Consider the following 8045-nt stretch of genomic DNA (forward strand, 5'->3'; position numbering starts at 1 on the left):
GCGTGGACAATGGTAGGATCAGCCGATCAGCACGTCGACCACGCTGACGCCGGCACCGTCGGGATGGACGATGACCGGATTGAGTTCGATTTCCGTGACGCTGGCCGGCAACCGCTGGAACAGGGTGCCCACCGCCGCCGCGCAGGCCAGAAGCGCGTCGCGGTCGGCGGGCGGCGCGCCGCGATATCCCTGCAAGTGGGCGTCGACGCCGAGTTTGCCGACGGCGTGCCTCAGGGCCTTTTTCGACAGCGGCAGGCTGACATGGCGCACATCTTCCAGCAGTTCCACATCGCGCCCGCCGGCGCCGACGATCAGGATCGGGCCGAAATCCGGGTCGCGGCGTGCGGCGATCAGCAATTCCACACCCTCTGCGGCCATCGACTGGACCAGGACCGGCCGGTCCTGCCCGATCGTCTCGCGGATCGAGGCCGCCGCCCGGGCCACCGCCTCGGCATCGGTCACACCCAGATGAACGAGGCCCAGTTCCGTCTTGTGGGCAGCGTCTTCCGGCAGCGCCTTGACCGCCACCGGGAATGTCAGCCCCGCCAGAGCCTCGGCCACGTTGTCACCAGCGGCAATCGTCGTCCACGGGCACACCGGCACACCATTGTCAGCCAGAAGGTCCGCCGTTTCCCGCCAGCCCGTTGGCCGGTCGAGATCCGCCGTCGGCGCCCCGGCCCGGTCGTCATACGAGGTGTCGGCGATCTCGCGCGCCCGGTACAGCCAGGAAAGATACTTCACGCCCTCGCCACAATCGCGCGCCGGGAAGATACCGGCGCGGGACAGTTCCTCGTGGGCGGCGTCGGGAACCGTATCGGCCAGCAGGCTCAGGATCACCGGTCCCTTTGACCGCGCCGAGATGGCGGTGAAGGCCTCGCGCTTGGTATGGATATCGCGCGGCCCGCCATTGCCGAGTTGCAACAGCGTTGCCTCGGTATTCGGGTCGTTGATCACCAGATCGGCCGATTTATCCAGCAGTTCGGGGTTGCTGACCACCTCGCCGGTGACATCGGTCGGATTCTCCGCAACGCCGAATTTCGGCAGCAGATCGCGCAGCGTGGCCACGGTTTCCGGCGTAAACTTCGCCAGCGGCACGCCTGTTTCGGCGCATTGATCGGCGACCAGTGCCCGCGCCCCGCCGGGCACGCTCATCACGCCCAGTCCGCCGTGGTCGCCGGTTGCCCGGGCCGGCAACGGCATGCGCTGGAACAACTGTCCGGCTTCGAGCAATTCGACCAGACTGCGCACCATGATGATGCCGGCTTCGTCGAACAGATCGCGATAGATGCCGAACGGCGTCGACACCTTGCCGGTGTGAGACGCCGTCGCGCTGCGGCCGGCGGCGGAATTGCCGGATTTCAGCACCACGATGCGCACACCGTTGCGGCGCGCCTTTTCAGCCACCGGCATCAGCCGCCAACCGTCGATGATGCCTTCCAGGAAGACCAGAATGACGTCCACGTCGTCCTGGTCGATCAGGTAATCCATGTAGTCGAAGGCCGTCAGGATGGTCTCGTTGCCGACGCTGACGAAATAGCTGCAGCCATAGCCTGACTCCTGCAGCCGGCGCGCCAGCCCGCCGCCCATAGCGCCCGACTGGCTGACAATGGCGATGTTGCCGTGATGCAGCGTGTCGCGCTTGGCCGCCGAGCCGAAGGTCAGGATGACCCGGTGCTTGACCGACCAGGTGCCCTCGCTGTTGGGGCCGACCAGCGCCATGTCGTATTTCTCTGCCGCGGCGCGGACCTGCCCGGCCAGATCGCCGCCGCCTTCGACCTCCTCGAACCCCGATGTCAGGATCGAGCAACTGGGAATGCCGCGCTTGCCGCAGGCCTCGATGGCGGCGGGCACGGCGGGCGCCGGCACCGTGATATAGGCGATGTCGGGCGCTTCCGGCAGATCGGCAACGCTGGCATAGCATTTCAGGCCTTCGATCGTCTCGGCCTTTGGATTAACGGGATAGATCGGACCGGGGAACTTGTGCCGCATCATGATCCTTAGCGGAACGCCGCTGGATTTGCTGGCATCGGACGAAACGCCGACGAAGCAGGCCGAACGGGCCTTGAAAACATGATCCAGGGAGTGCGGCTGACGGCTCGACATTGGGGCTTCCTCGGTAGTCGGCGATGATCGGCGCATACGCCGATTTTCAGATTTGGTACTTTGTATGGTTTATAGTAACATCCGGACAAAGTCATGGGCAAGATGCATATCGGCGCCCTCGAATTCAGGCCTTAAGCGGGAGAAATGCCCATGGGCTACGCCCTCACCGAAGAGCAGACGCTCTTTCAGGATTCCGTCCGACGTTTCGCGCAGGACAAACTGGCCCCCGGCGCGGTGGTGCGGGCCCAGCAAAGCGCCTATCCGTGGGATATTGCCGCCATGATGGCCGAGCAGGGCCTTATGGGTATCATGATCCCGGAGGAACACGGCGGCCTCGGCGGCAAGCTGACCGACGCGGTGATCGCGATCGAGCAGGTCGCACTGGCCTGCCCGCGCAGCGCCGATGTCATCCAGGCCGGCAATTTCGGCGCCATCTGGACTTTCGCGGCCAATGCCTCGCCGGTTCAGCGCGAGCGCCACTTCAGCGACCTGATCAACGGCAAGGCGCTGATCTCGGTCGCCATGACCGAGCCCGACGCAGGATCGGCCGTCACCGACCTGAAGACGACCGTCACCCCCGACGGCGATGGCTATCGCCTGAACGGTCAGAAATGCTTCACCACGAACAGTCCGGAAGCGACGCTTTTCCTCGTCTATTGCCGTTTCGGACCCGGCACGGCCGGCATCGGCTCGGTCATCGTGGAACGCGGCATGGACGGATTCACACTCGGCGCACCGCACAAGTTCATGAACGGCGAGGAATGGCAGCCACTGTTCTTCGACAATGTCTATATCCCGCCGGAAAACATTCTGCTGGGTGAAGGCGGCTTCAAGCGTCAGATCTCCGGTTTCAACGTCGAGCGGATCGGCAACACAACGCGCTCGCTGACGCTGGGCCGGGTCAGTTACGAAATCGCCCGCCAGCATGCCATCGACCGGCACCAGTTCGGCCGGCCGCTGTGCGAGTTCCAGGGCCTTCAGTGGAAGTTCGCCGACATGCTGGTTCAGCTTGAAGCCGCGCGGCTGCTGCTGTGGCGCGCGGTCGAGGGCGTGGAATCGGGCGAACCCTCGGCCCAGGACACCGCGATCGCCAAGATCCACTGCAACAAGACCGGATTCGACTGCTGCAACGAGGCGATGCAGATCATGGGCGGCGCCGGTTATTCCGACGACAGTCTGGTCGAATACTGCTTCCGCAAGACCCGCGCCTGGATGATTGCCGGCGGTTCGCTGGAGATGATGAAGAACCGCATCGCCGAGGGCATCTTCGAGCGGCGGTTCTCGCAGCGCCCGCCAAAGCCGGCTCAGTAGAAGGCCGGTCCGACAACGCGGCGGCCGGACGATCCGGCCGCCGGAAATTCCGCCTTTACGGGAGGGGAACCCGTGTGACACGTGTGATCGGCCCCAATACCGTCGGCGTCCTGTGGATGCTGGCCGGCGCCTTCATCCTCACCGGCCAGGGCGCCCTGGTAAAACACGTCAGCGAGGATCTGCCGCTGATGGTCGTGCTGTTCGTACGCACATTGCTGGTGGTCATGATCATGATCCCGTGGACGATGCGATCGGGGGGCATCACCAATCTCTACACCAAGCGGGTGGGCGCCCATTTTCTGCGCGCCATGTTCGGCCTCGGCATGATGACCGGCAGCTTTTACGCTGTCACGGTTTTGCCGCTGTCCGATGCGGTGGCGCTGTCCTTTACCCGTCCGATCTGGTCGATGGTGACATCCTACGCGATTCTGGGCGAAGTGGTCGGCTGGATCGGGGGCCTTTCAACCCTGGTCGGCTTCAGCGGCGTCCTGATTATCGTCCAGCCCCAGACCGGGGTGCATATCGGGGTCTTCATCGCCCTTGCCGGCGCTGCCAGCAGCGCGATTGCGGTCGTCATCGTCAAACAATTGACGACGACCGAACCGGTCGAACGGATCCTGTTCTATTTCTCGCTGTTCAGTTGTCTGATTCTGGGAATTCCGGCGCTTATTTTCTGGCAGACCCCAACCCTGGTTCAGTTCTACTGGATGATCGCCGTTGCCGTCAGCGGCGCGCTGGGGCAGTTCATGATGGCCCAGGCCGTCAAGGTCGGCGATATCACCGTCGTCACCCCCGTTGATTTCACCCGCGTTCCCTTCGCTGCGCTATTAGGATATGTCGTGTTCGGAGAGGTGCCCGGGATCTGGACCTTTATCGGTACGGCGATCATCCTGTGCGCGACACTGGTCATACTGCGCACGCGTCGACGGCCGGCGGCGCTGGCGATCCTGCCCGACGCCGCCCGACCGCATCATCCGGGCAGTCCCTGATCGCAATGCAACAGCCCGCCCGACCCGCCCCAACCGAGGAATCCGACAGATGCCCAAGATCGCCATTCTCGATGACTACCTGAACGCGGCACGCGATCTCGCAGACTGGTCGCGGCTGGGTGACGACTGCGAAATCACCGTCTTCAACGAACCGATCACCGACGAGGCCGCTTTGGTCAAGGCGCTGGAACCGTTCGACATCGTCTGTCTGATGCGCGAACGCACGGCGTTGCCCGGCTCGGTCATCCGCCGCCTGGACAACCTCGACCTGATCATGACGGCCGGCCGCCGGAACGCGGTCATCGACCTCGCCGCCGCCGCGGAACAGGGTGTGATGGTCTGCGGCACCGAAAGCAGCGGGCGCGGAACGATCGAACTGACCTGGTCCCTGATCCTGAACCTGTTCCATCGCATCCGCCAGAACCACGATGCCATGCGCCAGGGACAATGGCAGACCGAACTGGGCAGCCTGGTCCAACACAAGACACTGGGCATCGTCGGGCTGGGCCGTCTCGGCGGACAGGTCGCGCAGATCGCAGCGGCCTTCGACATGACCGTCATCGCGTGGAGCCAGAACCTGACCGACGAGCGCGCGGCGGAATGCGGCGCCACCCGGGTCGACAAGGAAACGCTGTTCCGTCAGGCCGACGTGATCAGCATCCACCAGACATTGAGCAACCGGACGCGCGGCCTCGTCGACGCTGCCACGCTCGGCCTGATGAAGCCGACGGCCTATTTCGTCAACACCTCGCGCGGGCCGATCGTGGACACGGCCGCTCTGGTCGAGGCGCTGTCCGCCGGGCGGATCGCGGGCGCGGCGGTCGATGTCTATGACGAGGAACCGCTGCCGGCCGATCATCCGCTGCGCCGAACCGAACGCCTGCTGATGACGCCCCATATCGGCTATGTCTCGACCGAGAATATGGGTCTTTTCTATCGCCAGATGGTCGATGGCATCGAAGCCTGGCGCGCAGGCAAGCCGATCCGGGTCCTGTCGGCGGACAAGCCCGCCATCGGCTGAACCGATAAACACGGACAACAGGGGTGAATGCCGCAATGAAAGTGGTCAAGGTAACCGGACACCGGGTCGATCCGGGCTGGCGCAAGAACTGGATCTTCGTCCAGGTCGAAACCGATGACGGAATTACCGGCTGGGGCGAATGCTATTCCCAGTCCGACCGCGACCTCGCGGTGCTCGCTCAGGTCACCGAACTCGGCCGCTATCTGACCGATCGCGATCCGCAACTGATCCGGCATTTTCGCCATATCGTCTTCAACGACTATGTGGGCCGGCGCGGATCGATGGAGGTCTTTTCCGCCCTTTCCGGCATCGAGGCCGCGCTCTGGGACATCGTCGGCAAGGCCTGCGGCCAGCCGGTGCATGCGTTGCTGGGCGGGCGCGTGCGCGAAAGTGTCCGTGTCTACGCCAATGGCTGGTCCCACGGCATGAAGGACCCCAAGGGGATCGCCGAGGCGGCATCCGCCGTGGTCGAGGGCGGCTATACCGCGCTCAAGCTCGACCCCCTGCCCGGCCCTGTGCGCAGCTTCATCGACCGGAACGAGATCAACGCCGCCTGTCGGGTGGTCGAAGCCGTGCGCGACGCGGTCGGGCCGGATGTCGACCTGCTGGTCGATGCCCATCGGCGGCTGTCGGCGTCCAACGCCATGGCACTGGAGCGGCGGTTCCGGGACTATGATCTGTTCTGGTACGAGGAACCCTGCCCCTGCGAGAATGTCGCCGCACTGCGCGAGGTGCGGGACCGATCCGAGACGCCGATCGTCACCGGCGAAGCCGCCTATACCAAGTTCGGCTTTGCGGAAATCATCCGCAACCGCGCGGTCGATATCCTCAATCCGGACGTTGCCGCCTGCGGCGGTATCCTCGAACTGCTCGAAATCGCGGCCATGGCGGCGGCGGAACATATTGCGCTGTCGCCGCACAACTACAACTCCACCACGCTCGCCCTGTCGGCCACCGTTCACGCCTCTCTGTGCGCTGAAAATTTCCTGATCACCGAATATTTCATGCCGTTCGAAGAGGTTGGCCTGACCGTTGCGCCGGACGCGCTGACGCCTGTCGGCGGCTACATCAAGGCGCCTGACGCGCCCGGTCTGGGTCTGACCATCGACCAGGCGGTGATTGCCGAGCGCCCGGGCCGGGTCTATCCGGCACGGGGATTGCCGAATGTGGGTACCGAAGGGCCATAGCTGTTCTCTGGCATCACCCCAATGGGGGAAACCTGCCTCTTGTGCGCGTTTCCCCCCAGCAAGTAAGGTGGTGCCATGAAGATCACCTTGTTTGCCCTCGGCGCCGGACTGATACTGTTGACGGCGCTCTCACTTGTACGAAGCCCACAGTGGTGGATAAGAGCCGCCGACTTTCCCCGATTGCAGATCGCCATCGCCCTGGCAGCGGTCGCACTCGGATTCGCCCTGGTTTACGATACCGGCAGCCTGATCGATGCGGCATTTGCCGTCGCCCTGCTGGCCAGTATCTCCTATCAGTCGTTGCGAATATTCCCGTATACCCGGCTTGCCGCCCGCCAGACGATGGACGGCGAGGCCGGTGACGGCAGCCGGACGATCAGGATCCTGATCTCGAACGTCCTGATGGAGAACAGGCGAGCCGACGATCTGATCGCACGGGTGCGAGAGACCGACCCCGACCTGATCCTGGCGGTGGAAACCAACGACTGGTGGGACGAGCAACTGCGGGTCCTGGACCGGGACTATCCCCACTCGGTCAAGCGGCCGCAGGGCAATCATTACGGGATGCACCTGTTCTCAAGACTCGAGATGGACCCCGTGAATATCCGTTTTCTGATGGAAGACGACATTCCATCTGTGCGGGCTGAATTGAAGCTGCGCTCCGGCGAACGTATCGTATTCTTCGGCATCCATCCGCGCCCGCCCCAGATGGATCAGGACACCGAAGAGCGCGACGCTGAAATTCTGGTCGTCGGCCGGGAAGTAAGGGAATGTGAGCGTCCGGCGATCGTCGCCGGCGATCTTAACGACGTCGCCTGGTCCGATACCACACGGCTGTTCCAGCGGATCAGCGGCATGCTCGATCCGCGTCGGGGGCGCGGCATGTTCAGCACGTTCCATGCCGCCTATCCGTTCCTGCGCTGGCCGCTGGATCACGTCTTTCACGATGACTCGTTCACACTGGTCCGGCTGCAGCGCCTGCGCAGCATCGGCTCGGACCATTATCCGGTCTTCATCGAGCTGCGGCACCAGCCGTCGGCGGAATACGATCAGGAAGCGCCGGAACCTGATGGCGAGGACATCGAAGAGGCACAAGAGCAGATCCGCGAAGGACGAGAGGCGTGAGTATGGGGGAAGGAGGGGCTTGCGTCGCAAGGAATTCCCCCTCCCCGGAAGCACGAAGTGCTGTCCGGGGTCCACGCGCTCAGGTGGAACACGGATCGCGCTTTGATCGCCGAAAGCCTTCGCACCCGATCCCGTGTCTGCAGCGCGTCACTTCGTGACCGCGCAGCGCACGGGAATTGGAGACGGTGGAAGCCGCCCGAACCACCTCTTCCCCTCCCCGGAAGCACGAAGTGCTGTCCGGGGTCCACGCGCTCAGGTGGAACACGGATCGCGCTTTGATCGCCGAAAGCCTTCGCACCCGATCCCGTG

General features: G+C 64.0%; 6 protein-coding genes. 5 read left to right on the forward strand and 1 reads right to left on the reverse strand.

The features are described 5' to 3' along the window. Positions 1 to 18: 18 nt before the first annotated feature. Positions 19 to 2103: an acetate--CoA ligase family protein gene (locus tag ABZ728_RS11340; RefSeq protein WP_366656220.1), complete on the reverse strand. Its 2085-nt coding sequence runs from the start codon at positions 2101 to 2103 to the stop codon at positions 19 to 21. A gap of 150 nt (positions 2104 to 2253) precedes the next feature. Between ABZ728_RS11340 and ABZ728_RS11345 the strand changes: the two genes are divergently transcribed. The 5 genes from ABZ728_RS11345 to ABZ728_RS11365 all read left to right on the forward strand — a co-directional run bounded on the left by ABZ728_RS11345 (position 2254) and on the right by ABZ728_RS11365 (position 7736). Continuing rightward, positions 2254 to 3414, forward strand: a complete 1161-nt coding sequence (locus ABZ728_RS11345) for an acyl-CoA dehydrogenase (protein WP_366656221.1) — start codon at positions 2254 to 2256, stop codon at positions 3412 to 3414. A 74-nt stretch (positions 3415 to 3488) separates the two neighbouring features. Next, positions 3489 to 4403: a DMT family transporter gene (locus ABZ728_RS11350; protein WP_366656222.1), complete on the forward strand. Its 915-nt coding sequence runs from the start codon at positions 3489 to 3491 to the stop codon at positions 4401 to 4403. 49 nt (positions 4404 to 4452) lie between these two features. Beyond that, positions 4453 to 5424, forward strand: a complete 972-nt coding sequence (locus ABZ728_RS11355; RefSeq protein ID WP_366656223.1) for a D-2-hydroxyacid dehydrogenase family protein — start codon at positions 4453 to 4455, stop codon at positions 5422 to 5424. 35 nt (positions 5425 to 5459) lie between these two features. Beyond that, the gene (locus tag ABZ728_RS11360; protein ID WP_366656224.1) at positions 5460 to 6611 is read left to right on the forward strand and encodes a mandelate racemase/muconate lactonizing enzyme family protein; all 1152 of its coding nucleotides are present in this window, start codon (positions 5460 to 5462) and stop codon (positions 6609 to 6611) included. Positions 6612 to 6686: 75 nt separating this feature from the next. Further along, complete coding sequence (locus ABZ728_RS11365) at positions 6687 to 7736, forward strand: endonuclease/exonuclease/phosphatase family protein (RefSeq protein WP_366656225.1); 1050 nt, start codon at positions 6687 to 6689, stop codon at positions 7734 to 7736. Positions 7737 to 8045 lie beyond the last annotated feature (309 nt).

This window comes from Fodinicurvata sp. EGI_FJ10296 (assembly GCF_040712075.1).
Lineage (GTDB): Bacteria > Pseudomonadota > Alphaproteobacteria > DSM-16000 > Inquilinaceae > JBFCVL01.